This window comes from Lactococcus sp. FSL K6-0773, assembly GCF_038006485.1.
GTDB classification, from domain to species: Bacteria; Bacillota; Bacilli; order Lactobacillales; family Streptococcaceae; genus Lactococcus; species Lactococcus lactis.
Window position 1 is genome coordinate 336,619 of the sequence record NZ_JBBOVF010000001.1, and the last position, 21,139, is coordinate 357,757.

The window sequence follows — 21,139 nt, forward strand, 5'->3', positions numbered from 1 at the left end:
AAAGAAAATCAGGAGGAAAAAATGACAGAATATAATTCAGAAGCTTATTTGAAAAAGCTTGATAAATGGTGGCGAGCAGCAACTTATCTTGGAGCAGGAATGATCTTCTTGAAAGAAAATCCATTGTTCTCTGTGACAGGTACTCCAATTAAAGCGGAAAACCTTAAAGCCAATCCTATTGGGCACTGGGGGACGGTTTCAGGACAAACTTTCCTCTATGCTCATGCTAATCGTCTAATCAATAAATATGATCAAAAGATGTTTTACATGGGTGGCCCCGGACATGGTGGACAAGCTATGGTTGTTCCTTCTTATCTTGATGGCTCATATACAGAAGCTTATCCAGAGATTACCCAAGATTTGGAAGGAATGTCACGTTTGTTTAAACGTTTCTCATTTCCTGGAGGAATAGGGTCGCATATGACAGCACAAACCCCTGGTTCACTTCATGAAGGAGGTGAGTTGGGTTATGTGCTATCACATGCAACAGGGGCTATTCTTGATCAACCTGAACAGATTGCTTTTGCTGTTGTTGGGGATGGAGAAGCTGAAACTGGACCGTTGATGACAAGTTGGCACTCTATTAAATTCATTAATCCTAAGAATGATGGGGCGATTTTACCAATTCTTGATTTAAATGGTTTTAAAATTTCAAATCCTACTTTGTTCGCTCGAACTTCAGATGTTGATATTCGTAAATTCTTTGAAGGACTGGGTTACTCACCTCGTTATATTGAAAATGATGATATTCATGATTACATGGCTTATCATAAATTAGCAGCTGAAGTTTTTGATAAAGCGATTGAAGACATTCATCAAATTCAGAAAGATGCGCGTGAAGATAATCGTTATCAAAATGGAGAGATTCCAGCTTGGCCAATTGTTATCGCACGTTTACCAAAAGGTTGGGGTGGTCCACGTTATAATGATTGGTCAGGTCCTAAATTTGACGGTAAGGGAATGCCAATTGAACATAGTTTCCGTGCGCATCAAGTTCCACTTCCGTTATCTTCTAAAAATATGGGAACTTTACCAGAATTTGTAAAATGGATGACTTCTTACCAACCAGAAACTTTATTTAATGCTGATGGAAGTTTGAAAGAAGAGTTGCGTGATTTTGCACCAAAAGGTGAGATGCGAATGGCTTCAAACCCTGTAACAAATGGGGGAGTTGATTCTTCTAATTTGGTTTTACCAGATTGGCAAGAATTTGCAAATCCAATTTCTGAAAATAATCGAGGGAAATTACTCCCTGATACAAATGACAATATGGATATGAATGTTTTGTCAAAATATTTTGCTGAAATAGTCAAACTTAATCCTACGCGTTTCCGTTTGTTTGGTCCTGATGAAACCATGTCTAATCGTTTTTGGGAAATGTTTAAGGTGACGAATCGTCAGTGGATGCAAGTCATAAAAAATCCAAATGATGAATTTATCTCACCTGAGGGTCGCATTATTGATTCTCAATTATCAGAACACCAAGCAGAAGGTTGGCTTGAAGGTTATACTTTAACCGGACGCACAGGAGTATTTGCAAGTTATGAATCATTCTTGCGAGTCGTAGATTCAATGTTAACTCAACATTTCAAATGGATTCGTCAAGCTGCAGACCAAAAATGGCGCCATGATTATCCTTCGCTTAATGTTATTTCGACCTCAACCGTTTTCCAACAAGACCATAATGGTTATACTCACCAAGATCCTGGAATGTTGACTCATTTGGCTGAAAAGAAATCTGATTTTATCAGACAATACTTGCCGGCTGATGGGAATACTTTGCTTGCCGTATTTGACCGTGCTTTTCAAGATAGAAGTAAAATTAATCATATTGTAGCCTCTAAACAACCTCGTCAACAATGGTTTACTAAAGAAGAAGCTGAAAAATTGGCGACTGACGGAATTGCAACAATTGATTGGGCTTCAACGGCTAAAGATGGAGAAGCAGTAGATTTAGTTTTTGCCTCAGCAGGAGCTGAGCCTACAATTGAAACACTGGCAGCTTTACATCTTGTAAACGAAGTTTTCCCACAGGCAAAATTCCGTTATGTGAACGTGGTTGAATTGGGTCGGTTGCAAAAGAAAAAGGGAGCACTCAATCAAGAACGTGAACTCTCAGATGAAGAATTTGAAAAATACTTTGGCCCTTCAGGCACTCCAGTAATTTTTGGATTCCATGGATATGAAGATTTAATCGAATCCATTTTCTATCAAAGAGGACATGATGGTTTGATTGTTCATGGTTACCGTGAAGATGGTGACATCACGACGACTTATGATATGCGGGTTTACTCTGAGCTTGACCGTTTCCACCAAGCGATTGATGCCATGCAAGTTCTATATGTCAACCGAAAAGTTAATCAAGGTCTAGCGAAAGCTTTCATTGACCGAATGAAACGGACACTAGTTAAACACTTTGAAGTGACAAGAAATGAAGGAGTTGATATTCCTGATTTTACTGAATGGGTTTGGTCGGATTTAAAGAAATAGGCTTAAATTTATAAAATAAAAAAACACGCTGATTTTAATCAATCAAGCGTGTTTTTTTACTGACAGAATGATTATATCTGGTCTGTCAGTAATTAATTTTCTGTCAGTGAATAAGGAAGTTGTTCGTTCGTATATTTAAGTGGATTTGGTACGATTCCTAAATCAAATTTTAGGGTTCCGCCTTTTATCAATTCTTCGTGCTTGATAAAAGTATCATTGACTTTTTTGTCAGTAAATGTGATTTGGTTGACGAAAACTTGTTGCGGAGCATTTGGTTCTGCAAGAATAGTAAGTTGCTGACCAGAGGAAAGGTTGATTCTAGCTTTGTCCCAGAGTGGAATTCCTAATACATATTGATTAGAAGCAGCTGTGACTGGATAGAATCCTAAACTTGAAAAAATATACCAAGCTGCCATTGTTCCATTATCTTCGTCACCAGGATAGCCCTTCGGACTATCATTAAATGTTTCTGTCAGTAAATTTTTGATTAAAGGCGTAGCCATCCAAGGTTTACCAATGTAGCTAAAAAGGTATGGGTAATGGAAACTTGGTTGATTTGAGATAGCCACTTGTCCAAATTCGATAGCAGCCATTTCACTCATTTCGTGAATTTCAAAACCATATCCTTCAACATTGAAATTTGGTCGTTGGTTGCAAAGCTCGATGAGTTTGTTTTCAAAATTTTCTCTTGAGCCATGTAGTTTAATCAATCCAGCAAAATCATGAAGAACTGACCAAGAAGTCTGCCAAGCAGAACCTTCTGCATAATCACGACCCCAACGAATATCTAAAAAGTCAGCTCTGAAATTTCCGTCAGCATCTTTTGCTCGCATAAAACCAGTTTCAGAATCAAAAATATTTTGATAGTCTTTTGCTTGATGGGCATAGAAGTCTGAAATTTCTTTGTCACCGGTTTGTTTCGCCACTTGAGAAATACAATAATCAGAAAATGCGTAATCTAAAGTGTGATTAACTGATTCATGGTGAGTGAGCGGAACATAACCAAGTTTTAGATAATCTTTTGTGCCACGACGGCCGTAATTAGAGTTTTCAGATTGACTTGTGGCTCCTTTTTTCATTGCTTCCAAAAACTCGGGCATCAAATCAGGACGAATGTTTTTGCTTGCAGCATCAGCAATGACAGCGTCTATCAAGGTACCGGGCATTAGACCACGTTCATCAGGAGAAAGCCATTTTGGAAGAAAACCAGTCGCACGATAAGAATTTAGGAAACCTTCGAGCATATCACCGTACTCGTCAACGGCTATTAGACTATAAAGCGGATAGACTGTTCGGAAAGTATCCCAGAAGCCATTGTTTGTATAGAGCGGGCCTTTCTTGACAGTTTTAGAGCTTGTATCGTAATGGATTTTTTGATGCTCTTGGTCAAATTCATAAAAAGTTTGTGGAAAGAGAAATGAGCGATAAAGATTGTGATAGAAAGTGGAAACTTCTTGTTGATTATGATGCTCAATTTCGATACGTGAAAAAAGGTTATTCCAAGCTGATTCAGCATTTTCCAAATATGTTTCTGCTGAATTATCTTGTTCACGCTCCAGATTAAGAGCGGCTTGTTCCTTGGAAATAAAAGAGGTAGCAAAATGTATTTGAACCTGCTTGGCTGCTTTGAAATCTAAGCGAACAGAAGAATCTTCATCAGATAAATTTCCACTTAAAACAAAAGGTTGGTCAGCAGTAAATTTGAGATAGAAAGTAAAATTTTCATCTTCACAACCCGCAAAATTAATAATTGAAAGCTCTAAGCTGTAATCGTCAAGTTGTTGAAGTTCATAAGAACCGGGGAGATGAAGCATCAAGCCATTATCTTTAAGGCTTAAATTTTGATAATTCATTGATAGAATTCCACCATACATTGATGGAATTAACTGAGATGTAATCTGATAACGTAATTGAGTAATTTTGAGTTGCGTTGGATTAAAAGTTGATTCTTCTGGACGGTATGAACTCACTGTGTGCCACAAGGAAGTTTCAGGCAAAGGACCTGCAACAGGCGTCATTGTCAAATGTGAGAAATCTCCCATCCAAGGACTGGGTTGGTGAGTGATTCGGTAGCCTTCAAAGGTACGGTCTTCTGGATGAAACCACCAAGCTCCACGAGCAGCACCGGTTGAAGGGGAAAAATAATTCATTCCCCAAGGAAAACCAGTGTAAGGAAGGCAATTCCCATGTGAAAAAGTGGATTGATTAGCAGTACCATGACGGGTATCAATTTTGTTTATCTTCATTTCAACTCCTCAGTTGTTTTTCTTTTAATTAAATTGATTGGAACTTTGACATCTTTGGGGGTTTGCCCGCTTTTAATCCAGTCTAAAAGCAGTTCGCCAGCGATTCTTCCCATACCAATGAAATCTTGAGCAATGGTTGTTAATGGCGGATTTGATAAGCTTGCTGCTTGAATATCATCAAAACCAATAATTGATATATCATTTGGAACAGAAAAATGGCTATCTTGCAAAGTCTTCATAGTTTGAAGAGCGACTAAGTCATTTTCACAGATAAGTCCTGTGACTTTTTCATTATGAATAAGTTCCAAAACAGAACTTTCGGTATAAAGTGAGTCATCAAGAGTAGTGTGAAACTTGATTCCTTGTTCTTTTAGAACTTTGACATATCCTAAGTATCGATTTCTTGTTGTTTGGGGATGGTGGGTATCATTACTAGCCACAAAAGCAATTCGTTTATGCCCTAAATTTAAGAGCGCTTGAGCGGCTTGCTCACCACCATTAAAGTTATCTGAGGAAACGCAAGGAAATCCGAGGTCGTAAATTTGTTTATCTAAAAGAACGACAGGAAAGTTTTGTAGTGAAAGTTCTAATAAGATATCTAGATAATCTTCTGTATACATTGGATAGTAAATTAATCCATCAAAATTTTCTTTAATATCATCCGCTGTATTTTCTTTAAGGTAACTTGCGTAAGTGATAAATACGGTTGTGTTTTCAACTTTTAAAGCAGGAACCAAACCTTGTGTGAAATCTCCAAATGACATTCCTTCAAAAGGAATAATAAAGAGCACTCTTTTTAATAGTTTGGTATGGTTTTTATTTAATTCTTGGACAAAAGTTCCTTTTCCTCGTGTTCTACTGACAAGACCAAGCTGTTCTAATTCAGTAAGAGCTCTTTTTGCAGTAATGCGGCTAACTGAATAAGTCTCTGAGAGTTCTTTTTCAGTGGGAAGCTGGTCTCCTGATTTAAATGTTTTAGTGACAATTTTTTGCTTTAAATCATCGGAAATCTGCTGGTAGAGTGGTAAGCTCATAGAAGTATCCCTTTGTATTTTATTTGATATATCATATTTTACTCTTTTTTTATAAAAAAACAAGTCTTTTACAAGTGAAAATGATAAAAATAGGCTTTTTACCTCTATAAAATTCAGAAAAAATAAAAATAGATAACACAATTAATCTTATTTTAATAAAAAAGCGCTTGCAAAATATAAAAATTTATATTAAAATAACCTTAAATGATATATCAAATAAATTTTAAAAGGAGATGCAGTGAAAGCAAATATTCCAAAATCTGTTAAAAAGTTTATGAATGACATAACAATTCTTTGTGGAGAAGAACATAAAGAGTGGGCTGTAAACTTTAATCATTCTTTCTCAAACACACTTGAAACTACTTTAAGAGTGCATGATGACAGGACTACCTTTCTTTTAACAGGTGATATTCCAGCAATGTGGTTACGAGATTCGACAGCTCAAATGAGACCTTATTTGGTACTTGCACGTGAAGATGAAGAAATTCGTGATTTGATTGTTGGTTTAGTAAAAAAACAAATGATATATATTAATCTAGATCCTTATGCTAATGCTTTCAACGAAAGTGAAAACTTTGCTGGGCATCAGACAGACCATACCAACTTTAATGAACACAAAGGCTGGATTTGGGAAAGGAAGTATGAGATTGACTCCCTTTGTTATCCTATTCAACTCGCTTACTTAGTCTATAAAAACACAGGTTATACCAAACATTTTGATGAAGAATTTATCAAAGCAGTCAAAAACACCTTGAATGTTTTTAAAACAGAACAAAATCATGAGGATTCTCCCTACCATTTTGTTCGAGATACTGAGCGACATGAAGATACTTTAATAAGAGATGGAAAAGGAGCCAAGACAGCCTACACTGGGATGACTTGGTCAGGATTTAGACCAAGTGATGATGCTTGTGAGTATGGTTATTTGGTTCCGTCAAATATGTTTGCTGTTGTTATTTTGGATTATATCAAGGAAATTTTTACTGAGCTTCTATCTAATGAAGAAATTGCAAATGAAGCAAAGATTCTTAGAGATGAAATTCAAGAGGGACTTGAGAAATTTGCCAAAACTAAAAATCAACAAGGCGAAGAAGTTTGGGCTTATGATGTTGATGGACTTGGGAACAAAACTTTAATGGATGATAGCAATGTTCCCAATCTGATTGCAGCTCCATATTTGGGATTTTGTCAGGCTGAAGATGAAGTTTATTTGAAAACACGACAAACTTTATTGAGTAAAGAAAATCCTTATTACTATGAAGGAAAATATGCACGAGGAATTGGTTCTAGTCATACACCAGAAAATTATGTCTGGCCAATTGCTTTAGCAATGGAAGGAATGACTACAAATGATAAGAGCGAAAAAGAACGAATCTTAAATCATTTGGTCGAAACAGACGCTGGAACACATTTGATGCATGAAGGATTTGATGTCAATAATCCACAAAATTACACTAGAGAATGGTTTAGCTGGGCTAATATGATGTTTTGTGAGTTAGTCATGGATTATTTTGATATCCGAATTGAAAAATAAGTTAATGAGATTAGTTTTAGAAAGATAGAGCTTTATGAAAAAGAAAACGGTACATATCATCTCTCACAGTCATTGGGATCGAGAATGGTATATGGCTTATGAAGAACATCATATGCGTTTAGTCAATTTAGTGGATGATTTACTTGATTTATTCAAGGAAGATCCTGAGTTTGATAGCTTTCATTTGGATGGACAAACGATTATTTTAGATGACTATTTGCAAGTACGTCCCGAGCGTCGTGAGGAAGTACAAGCAGCAATTTCAGCTGGAAAATTGAAAATTGGTCCATTTTATATCTTACAAGATGATTTCCTCATTAGTTCTGAATCAAACGTTCGTAATATGCTTGTTGGGCGTAAAGAATCGGAGCGTTGGGGGGCTCCAGTTGAGTTGGGGTATTTCCCTGATACTTTTGGGAATATGGGCCAAACGCCACAAATAATGAAAGCGGCAGGACTTATCGCTGCAGCTTTTGGTCGAGGAGTGAAGCCAATCGGGTTTGATAATCAAGTTTTGGAACAATCAGAGGAAGCCTATAGTTCACAATTTTCAGAAATGTGGTGGGAAGGTCCTGATGGGACAAAAATTCTTGGAATTCTATTTGCCAATTGGTATTCAAATGGAAATGAAATTCCTGCTGAAAAAACAGCAGCACTTGACTTTTGGAATCAAAAATTAGCAGATGTTGAAAAATTTGCTTCGACATCACATCTCTTAATGATGAATGGCGTGGATCATCAACCAGTTCAGAAAGATTTGAGCAAAGCGATTCGCTTGGCAAATGAACTTTTCCCAGATTATGAGTTTGTTCATTCTAATTGGCCAACTTATTTAGAAGCTGTAAGGTCAGATTTGCCTGAAAACTTATCTACGGTAACAGGGGAACTAACCTCACAGGAAACTGATGGCTGGTACACTTTAGCAAATACGGCTTCGAGTCGAGTTTATCTCAAACAATGGAATACAAAAGTTGAGCGTCAGTTAGAAAATGTTACAGAACCTCTCGCCAGTTTAGCTTATCGGGTGACAGGAGAGTATCCGCACGACAAATTGACTTATGCTTGGAAAACTTTGATGCAAAATCATCCACATGATAGTATCTGTGGTTGCTCTGTTGACGAAGTTCATCGTGAAATGATGACACGTTTTGAAAAAGCGAATGAAGTAGGAAAATATCTTGCTGATGATGCATTGTTTGAACTCGCTAAAGTGATTGACTTTGAAGGCCAACATCCTTTTGTAGTTTTTAATACAGCTGGACATTCTAAAACAGGTGAGGCTGAAGTTGAAGTAGTTCTTGAGCGTAAATTATTTAAAGAAGGAATTCCTGAAAAACTTTATGATGAACTTAAGACACAGCCTAAGTCAACTTATAAAGTAATCAATCGTGAAGGTCAAGAAGTCCCAGCTGAAATCAGTGAAGAAGAAGTCTTATTTGATTATGATTTACCGAAAGATCGTTTCCGAGTTCCTTACATGAAACGATTTGTGAAAGTGAAATTATTTTTAAATGAAATGAGTGCTTTTTCTTGGGAAAGTTTTGATTTGGTACTTACTGACGATGCTGACAGCTTTGATAATAGTTCTGTCAGTAATAATGAAAGTATGATTTCTGGTCAAACTATTGAAAATGAAAGTTTGAAACTGACAGTTAATCATAATGGAACATTGAGTATTTTTGATAAGTCGCTCAATAAAGTTTTTAAAGACTTGCTTGTCTTTGAAGACACTGGTGATATTGGAAATGAATATATCTATTTCCAACCTAAAAATACCAAACCAATTCTTTCTACTGACAGTCCTGTTGAGTTTTCAATTATTACTGACAGAGCAGAAATTGCCGAAGTTCAGCTTAAACAAGTGCTGATGATTCCTGAATCTGCTGACGAATTATTGGATGAGGAACAAAAAAAGGTTTTGGAATTCCGTTATCGTAATGCTGGTCGTTCTGATAAACTTTTACCTTTAGAGGTAACAAGCAAAATCACTGTACGTAAAAATTCAAAAAAAGTTGATTTTGAAACAAGCATTGATAATCAAATGAAAGATCACAGACTTCGTGTACTATTCCCAGCGGGATTAACAAGCGAAAATCACGAAGCTGACAGTATTTATGAAGTAGTGACAAGACCTAATGTTATGCCTGAAACTTGGGAAAATCCAACAAATCCACAGCATCAGCAAGCTTTCGTTAATCTTCATAATGAAGAATATGGTTTAACTGTTGGTAATTTTGGTTTAAATGAATACGAAATTACTGACAGTGCAAATATTGCATTAACTTTACTTAGAGGAGTTGGCGAACTTGGTGATTGGGGTTACTTCCCAACACCAGAGGCTCAAACTTTAGGACGTCATACTTTTAACTATAGTTTAGAATTTCATGGACCGGCTTACGAACGTTATGAAACTTATCAACATGCTTATGTTGCACAAGTTCCATTTTCAACGGTAGAACTGACAAATCCGTCAGCAGAAAAAACTTTACCGTCAGCTGGGAAAATATTAGAAATTGATACTGATAAATTTGCTATCACGGCATTGAAACGTCGCGAATCAGATAATGGTCTAGTTTTACGAGGCTACAATATGTCTGGTCAGTCATTAAGTTTAGCGCTCGAAGAAGAAGCGAAATTACTTAATTTACTCGAAGATGAAATTGAAGCAGACTCACAAACACAAATTGCAGCTCACGAAATCTGGACTTTGTTGATTAAGGAGAAAAATCAATGAAAAAATTTTTTCGGAATATTTGGCGCTATAAAGCACTGATAATTATGGCTCTGCCAGGTGCAATTTGGATGATATTCTTCTTTTATATTCCAGTATTTGCAAATGTGGTGGCTTTTAAAGATTTTCATATTGATCCAGATGGATTTTTGGCCAGTTTGACCAATAGTCCTTGGGTAGGATTTAAAAACTTTGAATTCCTCTTTTCTTCTGGTGCTGCTTTTGATATCACAAGAAATACGGTTCTTTATAATGTTGGGTTTATTACACTGAATTTGATTATTTCTATTGCGTTTGCAATTATCATGAGTGAATTAAGAAATAAAAAGTTGGTAAAAGTGTATCAAACGATGTCACTTCTTCCTTATTTCCTTTCATGGGTTGTTATTTCTTACTTTGTTTATGCCTTCTTGGCACCAGGAAACAAAGGGATTTTCAACCAAATGATTATGCATAATGGTGGGATGCCAGTCAATTGGTATCAAGAACCAAAATATTGGGTCTTCATCATCCTCTTCATTGGAGTTTGGAAGGGAATTGGTTATAATTCGATTATTTACTTTGCAACAGTAATGGGAATTAACCCAACCTACTATGAAGCAGCAATGGTTGATGGAGCAACAAAATGGCAACAGATTAAAAATATTACCATTCCTCAAGTTGTTCCACTGATGACGATTTTGACAATCTTAGCCGTTGGAAATATTTTCCGTGCTGACTTTGGTCTTTTCTATAATGTTCCACGACAATCAGGTGCTTTGACACCAGTAACGCAGGTCCTTGATACCTATATCTATAATGGATTAGCTAACACTGGTGACTTAGGAATGGCGACGGCAGCAGCGCTTTATCAATCGGTAGTAGGATTCATTCTTCTAATGATTACAAACTTCTTTGCCCGCAGACTTGATAGTGATTCAGCATTATTCTAAGAAAGGAGGAAGCTAGTAGGTCAAGCCTTTTATCAAACTTGAAAGCTAATAATATATGAAAAAGAAAAAAATAGCCTCATTATCTGTTCGAGGATTTAATCGTCCAGTCAACTTTGTTTTTAATATCGTCATTGCACTTTTTGCAATCTCTTGTGTCTTACCTTTCCTCTTTGTCTTAGCCATTTCGCTGACAAAGGAGTCGGCTTTGCAACAATTCGGTTATAGCTTTTGGCCACGAGAATGGAGCTTTTATGCTTATACATTCTTATTTGACCAAATGAAAGATAAAATGTTGCAATCATTGTTTGTCACAGTACTTGTTACGGTTCTAGGGACTGCAATTAATTCTACAGCAACTTCACTTTATGCTTATGCGATTTCTAGAAATAACTTTCCTTTCCGTCGATTCTTTACAATCTTTTGTTTGATCACTATGTTGTTCTCACCTGGGATGATTGCGAATTACTTGGTAATGACTAACCTTCTACAATTGAAAGATACAATTTGGGCTTTGATTTTGCCAATGGCTGTCTCGCCATTTAACATCATTGTTATGAGAACTTTCTTTAAACGTTCAGTTCCAGATTCAATTATTGAATCTGCCCGAATTGACGGAGCAAGTGAACTTAGAATTTTCACTCAAATTGTTCTTCCTTTAGCAGTACCTGGGATTGCAACCATTTCCCTCTTTGCGGCCTTAGGTTATTGGAATGACTGGTTTAATGCTCTTCTTTATATCTCAAATGATAAATTGATTCCATTGCAATATTTGCTGATGAAAGTTCAAAACAACTTACAATTCTTAACACAAAATGCAGGAGCAGGCTCACAGATTGCCGGAGGTTTAGCGGCTCTCCCTGGTGAATCAGCACGTATGGCAATTGTTATCATTTCAACTTTACCAATTGCGATTAGTTATCCATTCTTCCAACGTTATTTTGTCAAAGGTTTAACCATTGGTGGCGTTAAAGAATAAGAAGACTCTGCTTATTTAGCAGAGTAAATTTAGACGCTTAAAGAAAGCGCAAACATTAATAAAGTTAAAAAATTGGGGAAACCCTAAAGGAGCATACTCTAATGAAAAATTATCAAAAAGTTGCACTCGGTACCGTATCAGTGCTTGCAGCCTTTACACTTGTGGCTTGTGGTTCATCTGCGAAGTCAAAAAGTAGTTCTGGTAAAACAACTTTACACATGTACCAGATTGGTGATAAGCCAGACAATTACAAAGAATTGATGGCTAACGCTAATAAAATTCTTGAGAAAAAAGCTGGTGTGAAATTGGATATTAGCTACATTGGTTGGGGAGATTACGCTCAAAAAATGAACGTCATCGTTTCATCTGGTGAAGCTTATGACATTGCTTTTGCCCAAGATTATGCAACAAATGCCGCTAAAGGTGCCTTTGCTGATTTAACTGATTTAGCCCCTAAATATGCCAAGACAGCTTATAATGAACTTAATCCTGCTTACATTGAGGGAAATAAAATCAATGGAAAACTTTATGGATATCCTGTAAATGGTAATATTTATGCTCAACAAGTGATTACTTTTAACAAGCAATATTTGGATAAATATAATTTATCAATTGACGGCGTTGATTCATTTGCCTCTGCTGAAAAAGTGATTGAAGAATTCCATAAAAAAGATCCTAATGTTGCAGCTTTTGCCATTGGTCAAGGTTTCAAAACACCAGGTAATGTTGACTATGTCCTTGGAAATGGTTTGCCATTTGCTGTAGATACAACAGGGGATGGTAAAAAAATCCAAAATGTTTATGACATTCCTGCCTATATTGATAATTTGAAGAAAATGCATGATTACTATACTAAAGGTTTAATTCCGGCCGATGCAGCTACTTCAAATACTGCATTTGACTTGAATTCAAATAACTGGTTCGCTCGTGTCGAAACACAAGGTCCTTACGATTACGGTGATACTATTTTGACTCAAGCAGCAGGACAAACACTTGTATCTAAAGCAGTAACTAATCCATTGATTACAACTGACCAAGCTCGTATGGCTAACTTCGTTGTTTCAAATACCTCTAAACATAAAGAAGAAGCGGTTAAAGCACTTGGAATCATCAATAGTGACGCTGAACTTTTAAATGGTTTAGTTTATGGTGTTGAAGGACAACAATGGGAAAAAACTGGTGATAAGAAAATTAAATTACTTCCTTCATACAGTGAAGGTGTAAAACATATGGCTGCTTGGAATACAGGAAATAATGCCATTCTTTATACAACTGATGCGGTTACCAATGAAATGATTACTAAACGTGACCAATCAATTAAAGATGCAAAAGTTTCACCATTGCTTGGCTTTACTTTTGACCAATCAAAAGTGAAATCTGAAATTTCAAACTTATCAAATGTCATGAGTCAATATTTGGATCAATTGAACACAGGATCTGTTGACCCAGTTCAAACTTTACCAAAACTCAAAGCTGAATTGAAAAAAGCAGGTTATGATAAAGTTCAAAAAGAAATGCAAAGTCAATATGATACTTATCTAAAAAATAAATAAGAGGTAAACAAATCCAAGATCTCCTTTCTAAATTCATTTTGAAACTAGTTTGGAGGTCTTATTTTATTGGAATTATTATGGAAAAAGGATTATTAGTCGATATTGGACGAAAATATTGGTCAATAGCAGAGTTAAAAAGATTAGTTCTTTTACTTCAAGAGCATAAGCTGACACATTTACAACTTCATCTCAATGAAAATGAAGGATTTGCGCTAAATTTTACTGACAGCCCTGTCAGTAAAAAATATTCAGAAAATATGCTCAAAGAATTGAAAGAATTTGCAAAAACACACGAAATCACTTTGATTCCTGATTTTGATAGTCCAGGTCACATGGGCTCCTTATTAGAGCAAAATCCTGAATTTGCACTACCTGACAGCAATCAACAAGCGGTAGATGTTACTAATCCAGCAGTCATTGATTGGATTATGGGAATAATTGATAAGATAGTCGATATTTTCCCAGATTCAGATACTTTTCATATCGGGGCTGATGAATTTATTGATTTTCGGCAAATTGAAAAATATCCTTATTTAGTGGAGAAAACTCGGGAAAAATATGGAAATAAGGCAAGTGGTTTAGAGTTTTATTATGACTATGTTAATCAATTGACCGAGCATTTGCAGAAAAAAGGAAAACAAGTTCGTATTTGGAATGATGGATTTTTACGAAAAGACCTTCAGTCATTGGTTCCTTTGAATAAAAATGTGGAGGTTTGTTATTGGACAAACTGGGACAAAGGGATGGCAGAAGTCAAAGAATGGTTAACTAAGGGTTATACCTTAATAAATTTTTGTGATAATGACCTTTATTATGTTTTAGGTGAAGAAGCAGGCTATTCTTATCCAACGGCTGAAAAACTGGAAAGGGAAGGAAAAATTCAAAAATTTTCTGGTCAGCAATATTTAAATCAAGAAGAGATGAAAGCTGTCAGAGGAACTTACTTTTCGATTTGGGCTGACAATGCTGCAGCTAAGTCTGTCAGTGAAATTTTAGACGATCTTAGCAAGGTACTTCCGGTATTTATGAAAATTTATGGAGGAAATGATGAATAATTGGTGGAAAAAAGCAGTCATTTATCAAATTTATCCCCGGTCATTTAAGGATTCAAATGATGACGGAATTGGTGACATCAATGGAATAATAGAGAAATTAACTTATCTTGAAAAACTAGGAGTGGATGGTATTTGGCTATCTCCGATTTATCAATCCCCGATGGTTGATAATGGTTATGACATTAGTGATTACTATAAAATTGACCCACTTTTTGGAACAATGGCTGATTTTGAAGCGCTCATAGAAAAAGCAAAGCAACTTAATATTCGTGTCATTATGGACTTGGTTGTCAATCATACTTCTGACCAACATTTGTGGTTTAAAGAATCCAAAAAATCTAAAAATAATCCGAGAAGAGATTTTTATATTTGGCGGGATCAACCGATTGGAGAATTTAAAAATTGGACTTATGACTCAAGCACTCAACAATATTATTTTCATCTTTTTAGTCCACAGCAGCCTGACTTGAATTGGGAAAATGAAGAAGTGCGTAAGGAAATTCATAAGATGATGAATTTTTGGTTGGCTAAGGGAATTTCTGGTTTTAGATTAGATGTCATTGATTTGATTGGAAAAAAACCAGAACAAGAAATCACGGTTAATGGTCCAAAACTGCATGATTACCTAAAAGAGATGAATTTAGCAACTTTTGGTAAAAAGGACTATCTCACTGTTGGTGAAGCTTGGTCAAGTTCACCAGAATTAGCAAAGTTATATAGTGGCCCCAATCGTCATGAACTTTCAATGGTTTTTGGCTTCTGGCATCTATTGACATCAGCAGGAAACGGGGACAAATGGAAAAAACTCCCCTTAAATGTTCCAAAGCTAAAAGAAGCAATGACCGCTTGGCAGAAATTGACGCCAAATGAAGCATGGAATTCTCTTTTTCTAGGCAATCATGATTTGCCACGCATTGTCTCTTTTTGGGGAGATGAGGGAACATACAGAGAAAAATCAGCCAAAGCTTTTGCAATTCTCTTTCATTTGATGCGTGGCACTTCTTTTATTTATCAAGGCGAAGAATTAGGAATGACCAATTTTCCTTTTGAAAATCTGTCAGCAATAAATGACGTAGAATCACATGAATATTTTACTGACAGAAAAAAAGAAGGACAGTCAGAAGAAGAAATTATCAAAGTTTTGCGAGAAATGAGTCGTGATAATGCTAGGACGCCAATGCAATGGACCAGTGATGAGAAAGCTGGTTTTACAAAAGGGAAAGCTTGGCTTTCTATCAATCCTAATACTAAGATAATAAATGCTGACCAAGCTGTCAGTGATTCTAACTCTGTATTTTATACTTATCAAAAGTTAATCAAACTTCGTCACCAAGAAAATTGGCTGATAGAAGGAGATTTTGAATTACTTGAAAGTGCTGACGAAATCTTCGCATACTTGAGAAAAACGACAACAAGAACTTTTCTGGTGGTCGCCAACTTATCAAATTCAAGTCAACGTTTTGAAAGTTCTTTTGTCAAAAAAAATGAAATCATCAGTAATGACAGCTTTCCAGATTTACTGACAGACATAGAAATTTAACCTTGGCAAGCTTTTGCTTTAGAAATAAAAAATCTTGATTAATAAATTTTATTGGAGGATTTTATGAAAAAATCGAAAAAATTTTTTATTAGAATATGCCTTTCTACAGGAATTTTGGCATCTGCAACTTTACTGACAGCTTGTTTTGGAACTCCAGCAAAACATGTGAAAGCTAATTATAAAGTGACAGCAGAAGCAATTCCAGATTACCAAAGTAAGAATGCTCCCATTTCATCTTATTGGATGCCTGATAAATTTCTAGAATGGTCAGCGGAAAATGACAAAGATTTAGTTTACAATCAATCCCGAGTGCCACTTACCAAAAGAATTTCTCCTGATAAACTAAGTCCATCCAATCAAAATCAGAACAAAAAGACAAAAATTGTCGCCTTGTCGATGATGAACTCACAAACTTCTGGAAATCCTTCGCGGGGCACGACAAAATTTGAGAGCTATACTTTTGATTATTGGCAATATATTGACACACTGGTTTATTGGGGTGGCTCATCTGGTGAAGGAATAATTGTAACTCCGTCAGCAGATGTTATTGATGAAGCACACAGCAATGGTGTTCCGGTACTTGGAACAATTTTCTTGCCGCCTAAAGAATACGGTGGAAAAGTAGATTGGGTCAAAACAATGCTCAAAAAAGATGAGCAAGGACAATATCCATTTGCCAGTCAAATGGTTAAGGTTGCCAAGACTTATGGATTTGAGGGTTGGTTTATCAATGAAGAAACCCAAGGGCTAAATGCTGACGATGCAGCTAACATGAAAGCCTTGATTCAACAGGTGAAAAAAGAAGATTCTAGTCTTCAAATCATGTGGTATGATGCCATGACTAAAGATGGAAAAGTGGATTGGCAAAATCAGTTAAATGACCAAAATGCGACATTTGTACAAGATAAAGCAGCAGACGCGATGTTTTTAAATTTCTGGTGGACTCAAAATAATTTGGCCGACCAAAAATTACTTGAAAAATCGAATCTCTATGCTAAAAATCACAATATTGACCCTTATAATATTTATGCCGGAATAGATGTGCAAGCGAAAGACGTCCAAACTCCAGTTAAATGGAACCTTTTAGAAAAAGGAAATCAAGCCACTCAAACATCAATTGGACTCTATGCAGCAAGCGCTACCTACACTAACGCAAGTAATTGGGATGATTTTCAAAATCGTGAATCAGCATTCTGGGTCAATCAAAAAGCAGACCCTCGTCAAGTTGATCACTCTGTTAATGAATCATGGACAGGACTTTCCAAATATGTTCTGGAAAAATCAGCAATAAGCGGTAATGAATTTAATACTAATTTTAATTTAGGAAATGGTTATAACTATTTTAAAGCTGGTCAAAAAATCTCAGAAATGGATTGGAACGACCGCAGTTTAGCAGGTATTTTACCATCTTACCGCTGGATTATTGACAACGAAGGAAAAAATAAAATAAGTCCAAGCTTCGACTTTGCAAATGCTTATAACGGTGGAAATTCACTGAAATTTATGGCTGAACATTTAGATGCAGGCAAAAGCTCAAACATCACATTGTTTGCTAGTGATTTGAAAATTGCTATGGGAGCAAAATTCTCTGTTAGTATGCGCTCAGACCAAGCGCTTAAAGTTTCTGCAATCTTAGAACTAGCAAATGGTCAAAAAGTTAGCATTGCAGGAGATAAAAGCCTGACTGAGAATTGGTCAGAAATAAGTTTTGATGTTAAGAAATTTGAAGGTCAAACAATCAAAAAAATCGGTTTAAGCATAAAATCTGATCAAGCAATGGATTTTAAAGCCATTAATCTAGGAGAAATGACTTTGACCAATGGTCAAAAAGTCGCTCCAATCGCACTTTCGGATGCAAAAGTAACTGATGAAGCTTTTGAAGAAGAAGGAACAGTAGGCGGTTTTAGACTTTCTTGGAAATCAGATGCAAATAAAAATAATTTTTCTACTTATGAAATCTATCAGTTGAATGATGATGGAAGTAAAGAATTTTTAGGAGCAAGCAATATCAATGCCTTCTTTGTTAATGCCTTAAAACGCGGCAAAAATATCAATTCAACAAAATTTGAAATTGTCCCAATTAATAAGGCTGGAGAATCTGGACATTCAGTTACGACCTCTGTGAAATGGCCAGATAATTCATTAGCTAAAGCGGCATTTGTAGCAGATAAAACCCTAGTTACAATTGGTGAAAAAGTAACTTTAATGAATCAATCTAATCTAGCTTCCGTCAAATATAAATGGGATATTGATGGTGCAAGTCCCGCTACTTCTACAGAAAAGAATCCTCAAGTAAGTTTTGATAAAGCAGGGAGTTATTCCGTCAAATTAACGGTCATCAATGAAAAAGGACAAGAAGATTCAGTCACTCAAACTGAACTGATTACTGTAATTGATCAACCAGTAGAATTAACAAATTTTGCATTAAATCAATCCGTTCAAGTAGACAGTTTCACTAATGAATCTGAATCAGGACCAAAAGCAGTTGATGGAAAATTAAATACCAAATGGTGTGCCGTTGGCCCAGGTAAACACAATATTACAATTGACATTGGAAAATCAGAAAAAATCAATCAAGTCCTGATTGACCATGCGCAAAAAGGAGGAGAATCGCCTGACATGAATACTTCTGATTACACCATTGAGATTTCAAAGGATAATCAAAATTGGACAGAAGTTGTCAACGTTAAGAAAAATAAATTGGGAGAAACCAAAGATTCTTTCAAACAGACAGAAGCGCGTTACGTTAGAATCACAGCCACTAAACCAACACAAGGAGCAGATACCGCTGTTCGTTTATATGAAATACAAGTATTAGGACAAAAAAATAGCTGACAAAGGGCTGTAAAAGGTTGCCATAAAAGCAAAGAAAAGGCTATCATGAAAACCCTAACATTTCATTGGAAAAGTGTTATAATGAAGTAATAAAAGTTAGAAAGTTATAGAAAAATGATTGGAAAAGCACTAGAAGAATTCTTTATTCGAATTTGGGTCGTTGTTAAATTGACCTTGATATTTTGGCTCTTAGCGCTCACAGGGCTGTTTGTTTTTGGACTTGGTCCTGCCTTTAAAGTGGTAACAGAGTTGTATTTGGAACATGGTTTTGACTATAAGTCAATCTCAGTGAAACAGGCTTATCAAATTTTCAAGCGAGACTTTTTAAGAGCAAATATCATTTTTTGGCTCTATACCTCTTTGAGTCTTTTGCTCGCTTATAATTTATATCTTTCAGTACAAATCCAAGGTTTACTTTTCTTGGTGATTGATTTCATTCTATTCTTTGGTTTAACTTATCTTATGACCGCTTTTGAATATACAATGATTTTTGATAGTCAATTTGAAATTAGTTTTGGAAACTTATTAAAAATGAGCTTTATTTCAAATTTTATTAGTTTTAAAACCTATCTAAAACTTTTATTTGGGATTGTCCTTATCTTTGTTTTGACTTGGCAATTTAAAGGCATGATTCTCTTTGGTTTGATTGGCCTTTTACAAGTTTATTCTTTAAGTGTGACAAAAACTTGGCGTTTGAAAGTCGAAGAACAGTTAGCAGAGTAAAAAAGAAGAGTTACTGAGAGGGGTGGAAAATGGAATTAAAATTCCAAGAAAATTTTTTGTGGGGAGCAGCAACGAGTGGCCCACAAACTGAAGGACGTTTTAAAAAGCAGCATGACAATGTTTTTGATTATGATTTTGACCATTATCAAGAACGTTTTTGGGGCGGAATTGGACCTGATACAGCCAGTAATTTTTTCAATGACTTTCGAGAAGATATAAAATTAATGAAGGCTGCTGGTCTAAAATCAATAAGGACAAGTATTCAATGGTCGCGTTTGATAGATGATTTAGAAAAGAATACGGTAAATGAAAAGGCGGTTGATTTCTATAATGCTGTAATTAATGAATTTATAGCGCAAGGGATTCGCCCGATGATTAATTTAAATCATTTTGATTTACCAGTTGAACTCTTAAAAACATATGGAGGCTGGGAAAGTCCTCATGTTGTTGATTTATATGCAGGTTTTGCAGCAAAATGTTTTGCTGAATTCAGCGACCGAGTGAGTGATTGGTTTACTTTTAATGAGCCAATGGTTGTCGTTGAGTGTGCTTATCTATTAGGTTTCCATTATCCTGATATTGTTGATGGAAAAAAAGCTGTTCAAGTGGCTTATCATTTGCAACTCGCCTCATCTCTTGCGATTGAACAATACCGAAAAATCAATAAAAATCCTGAAGGACGAATTGGAATCATTTTAAATTTAACTCCGTCCTATCCAGCAACTGAAAAAATAGAAGATTTAAAAGCAGCAGAAATGGCAGACCTTTGGCAAAATCGCCTCTTTTTAGATGCATCAATAAAGGGAGAATTTCCAGAAGAATTAGTCAGCCTTTTACAAGAAGAAAATGTCTTGTGGCAGTCGGAAGCAGAAGATTTGAAACGGATTAAGGAAAACAAAGTGGACCTTTTGGGAGTTAATTACTACCATCCGAGTCGAGTACAAGAACCTGAATATTCTAGTGATAGTTTCGCTCAAGATTGGCGTCCCGACAAATATTACGCATCGTTCAATAAACGTGGGGTGCGGATGAATGCTGACAGAGGTTGGGAGATACATCCACAAACCATTTACGAAATTGCCAAGCGAATTCAAGAAGATTATGGAAATATTTCTTGGTTTATTTCTGAAAATGGGATGGGCGTAGAAAATGAAGAACATTTCAAAGATGAAGAGGGACAAATCCAAGATGATTATCGAATTATTTTTACAACAGAACATCTTTTTTGGCTCCATAAAGCGATTCAAGAAGGCTCCAATTGTTTTGGTTACCATGTTTGGACACCAATTGATTGCTGGAGTTGGCGTAATTCATACAAAAATCGTTATGGTTTGATTAGTTTGAATATCCATACCCAAGTGAAAACTTTAAAAAAATCAGCTTATTGGTATAAAAATTTAACAGACTCATCACTTTTACAAGTTCCAGATTCAATTTTAGAAAAATACAATCAATGATTTCTGTTAAAATATAAGAAAATTTGGAGGAGA

At 35.8% G+C, this 21,139-nt stretch carries 13 protein-coding genes; 11 read left to right on the forward strand and 2 right to left on the reverse strand.

Annotated elements, in window-relative coordinates; genetic code table 11:
- Nucleotides 1-21 precede the first annotated feature (21 nt).
- On the forward strand, nucleotides 22-2,490 hold the full coding sequence (locus MHB61_RS01720) for a phosphoketolase family protein (protein WP_014570645.1): 2,469 nt from the start codon (nucleotides 22-24) through the stop codon (nucleotides 2,488-2,490).
- A gap of 92 nt (nucleotides 2,491-2,582) precedes the next feature.
- Here the strand turns inward: MHB61_RS01720 and MHB61_RS01725 are convergent, their stop codons facing one another.
- Both MHB61_RS01725 and MHB61_RS01730 read right to left on the reverse strand, forming a co-directional pair.
- Nucleotides 2,583-4,736: a GH92 family glycosyl hydrolase gene (locus tag MHB61_RS01725; protein WP_010906006.1), complete on the reverse strand. Its 2,154-nt coding sequence runs from the start codon at nucleotides 4,734-4,736 to the stop codon at nucleotides 2,583-2,585.
- Entirely contained in the window at nucleotides 4,733-5,770 is a 1,038-nt protein-coding gene (locus tag MHB61_RS01730) for a GntR family transcriptional regulator (RefSeq protein WP_003130086.1), read from the reverse strand. The genes MHB61_RS01725 and MHB61_RS01730 overlap by 4 nt, the downstream gene beginning before the upstream one ends.
- Before the next feature lie 274 nt (nucleotides 5,771-6,044).
- Here MHB61_RS01730 and MHB61_RS01735 point away from each other — a divergent pair, with 274 nt between their 5' ends.
- The 10 genes from MHB61_RS01735 (at nucleotide 6,045) to MHB61_RS01780 (ending at nucleotide 21,106) form a co-directional block, all read left to right on the forward strand.
- Nucleotides 6,045-7,304, forward strand: coding sequence for a glycoside hydrolase family 125 protein (locus MHB61_RS01735; RefSeq protein WP_043994803.1), 1,260 nt, complete (start codon nucleotides 6,045-6,047; stop codon nucleotides 7,302-7,304).
- Nucleotides 7,305-7,338: 34 nt separating this feature from the next.
- The gene (locus MHB61_RS01740; protein ID WP_137016717.1) at nucleotides 7,339-10,038 is read left to right on the forward strand and encodes an alpha-mannosidase; all 2,700 of its coding nucleotides are present in this window, start codon (nucleotides 7,339-7,341) and stop codon (nucleotides 10,036-10,038) included.
- Nucleotides 10,035-10,967: an ABC transporter permease gene (locus MHB61_RS01745; RefSeq protein ID WP_003130089.1), complete on the forward strand. Its 933-nt coding sequence runs from the start codon at nucleotides 10,035-10,037 to the stop codon at nucleotides 10,965-10,967. The genes MHB61_RS01740 and MHB61_RS01745 overlap by 4 nt, the downstream gene beginning before the upstream one ends.
- 55 nt (nucleotides 10,968-11,022) lie before the next feature.
- Entirely contained in the window at nucleotides 11,023-11,943 is a 921-nt protein-coding gene (locus MHB61_RS01750) for a carbohydrate ABC transporter permease (protein ID WP_003130090.1), read from the forward strand.
- 101 nt (nucleotides 11,944-12,044) lie between these two features.
- Nucleotides 12,045-13,496 carry an ABC transporter substrate-binding protein gene (locus MHB61_RS01755; RefSeq protein ID WP_003130091.1) on the forward strand — a complete coding sequence of 484 codons (1,452 nt, stop codon included), beginning with the start codon at nucleotides 12,045-12,047 and terminating at the stop codon, nucleotides 13,494-13,496.
- A 77-nt stretch (nucleotides 13,497-13,573) separates the two neighbouring features.
- The gene (locus MHB61_RS01760) at nucleotides 13,574-14,551 is read left to right on the forward strand and encodes a family 20 glycosylhydrolase (RefSeq protein ID WP_003130092.1); all 978 of its coding nucleotides are present in this window, start codon (nucleotides 13,574-13,576) and stop codon (nucleotides 14,549-14,551) included.
- A complete protein-coding gene (locus MHB61_RS01765) occupies nucleotides 14,544-16,091 on the forward strand; it encodes a glycoside hydrolase family 13 protein (RefSeq protein ID WP_003130094.1) in 1,548 nt (515 codons plus the stop codon). The genes MHB61_RS01760 and MHB61_RS01765 overlap by 8 nt, the downstream gene beginning before the upstream one ends.
- Before the next feature lie 63 nt (nucleotides 16,092-16,154).
- Entirely contained in the window at nucleotides 16,155-18,926 is a 2,772-nt protein-coding gene (locus MHB61_RS01770) for an endo-beta-N-acetylglucosaminidase (protein WP_063283689.1), read from the forward strand.
- 114 nt (nucleotides 18,927-19,040) lie between these two features.
- The gene (locus tag MHB61_RS01775) at nucleotides 19,041-19,649 is read left to right on the forward strand and encodes a YesL family protein (protein ID WP_003130097.1); all 609 of its coding nucleotides are present in this window, start codon (nucleotides 19,041-19,043) and stop codon (nucleotides 19,647-19,649) included.
- Between the two features lie 29 nt (nucleotides 19,650-19,678).
- Nucleotides 19,679-21,106 carry a glycoside hydrolase family 1 protein gene (locus tag MHB61_RS01780; RefSeq protein WP_137016719.1) on the forward strand — a complete coding sequence of 476 codons (1,428 nt, stop codon included), beginning with the start codon at nucleotides 19,679-19,681 and terminating at the stop codon, nucleotides 21,104-21,106.
- Nucleotides 21,107-21,139 lie beyond the last annotated feature (33 nt).

Coding starts and splice junctions, on each gene's coding strand:
- MHB61_RS01725 (WP_010906006.1), bottom strand. CDS start 4,736: ATGAAGATAAACAAAATTGATACCCGTCATGGTACTGCTAATCAATCC.
- MHB61_RS01750 (WP_003130090.1), top strand. CDS start 11,023: ATGAAAAAGAAAAAAATAGCCTCATTATCTGTTCGAGGATTTAATCGT.
- MHB61_RS01765 (WP_003130094.1), top strand. CDS start 14,544: ATGAATAATTGGTGGAAAAAAGCAGTCATTTATCAAATTTATCCCCGG.
- MHB61_RS01760 (WP_003130092.1), top strand. CDS start 13,574: ATGGAAAAAGGATTATTAGTCGATATTGGACGAAAATATTGGTCAATA.
- MHB61_RS01770 (WP_063283689.1), top strand. CDS start 16,155: ATGAAAAAATCGAAAAAATTTTTTATTAGAATATGCCTTTCTACAGGA.
- MHB61_RS01755 (WP_003130091.1), top strand. CDS start 12,045: ATGAAAAATTATCAAAAAGTTGCACTCGGTACCGTATCAGTGCTTGCA.
- MHB61_RS01740 (WP_137016717.1), top strand. CDS start 7,339: ATGAAAAAGAAAACGGTACATATCATCTCTCACAGTCATTGGGATCGA.
- MHB61_RS01735 (WP_043994803.1), top strand. CDS start 6,045: ATGAATGACATAACAATTCTTTGTGGAGAAGAACATAAAGAGTGGGCT.
- MHB61_RS01720 (WP_014570645.1), top strand. CDS start 22: ATGACAGAATATAATTCAGAAGCTTATTTGAAAAAGCTTGATAAATGG.
- MHB61_RS01780 (WP_137016719.1), top strand. CDS start 19,679: ATGGAATTAAAATTCCAAGAAAATTTTTTGTGGGGAGCAGCAACGAGT.
- MHB61_RS01730 (WP_003130086.1), bottom strand. CDS start 5,770: ATGAGCTTACCACTCTACCAGCAGATTTCCGATGATTTAAAGCAAAAA.
- MHB61_RS01745 (WP_003130089.1), top strand. CDS start 10,035: ATGAAAAAATTTTTTCGGAATATTTGGCGCTATAAAGCACTGATAATT.
- MHB61_RS01775 (WP_003130097.1), top strand. CDS start 19,041: ATGATTGGAAAAGCACTAGAAGAATTCTTTATTCGAATTTGGGTCGTT.